The sequence below is a fragment of the Vibrio sp. 1078-1 genome, from assembly GCF_033340475.1.
Genome location: NZ_JAWOWM010000534.1, coordinates 1 through 620, shown reverse-complemented (window position 1 = coordinate 620; position 620 = coordinate 1). Strand labels below are relative to the sequence as shown.

The window sequence follows — 620 nt, the reverse complement described above, 5'->3', positions numbered from 1 at the left end:
AGGCTCAATCTGTTTAGTCTCTGGGTTATCTTGATAATAACGGTAGGCGGTTGTGTAGGCAGGGCCCATTCCATCACCGATCATATAAATAATATTTTTCGGTGCTTCATTGGCGTGAACAAGCCCAGCCAGTAAACTGGCCGCAAGTAAAGAGTATCTGATTGTCATATTTCATCCATGAAAAGTGACTGCGAGTATAAGCCGTCACTTTAATTACTGTTTTGCTTACAAGTATTCATCAATACTATCATTCAGTTAGGATGAAACCGCGTATTACATCATGGTTTTGCAACCCAAATCATTTCTTAAATAGGATCACTTCTGTACGTAGGTCGGCTTTAGATGTCTCATTCGGGTTATTCAAGTAGCGCTCAATCCCCAAAGGCTTGCTCTTCACTTTTATGCCGTTTTGGCGTGTCAAATTCATCCCTAACGACCACGCATTGCCCAAAAACTGGTAGTCACCTTTGTGCTCAATCACAAAAGTTTCACACGCTGGAATCGTGCCAAACACAAAACCATTTGGTACCTCTACCATTTCACTCACGGGCAAGCAGGTTACAAATTCAAAATGACCGAGCTTCATATCCATTGAAAGGTAATAGCAGAACAGTTCGCCG

At 42.1% G+C, this 620-nt stretch carries 2 protein-coding genes; both read right to left on the bottom strand.

What is annotated here, in order from left to right:
• On the bottom strand, positions 1-168 hold a 168-nt coding region (locus tag R7190_RS28635; RefSeq protein WP_318138030.1), incomplete at its 3' end, for an alkaline phosphatase.
• 130 nt (positions 169-298) lie between these two features.
• A partial coding sequence (locus tag R7190_RS28630; protein ID WP_318138029.1) for a GyrI-like domain-containing protein occupies positions 299-620 on the bottom strand: 322 nt, incomplete at its 5' end.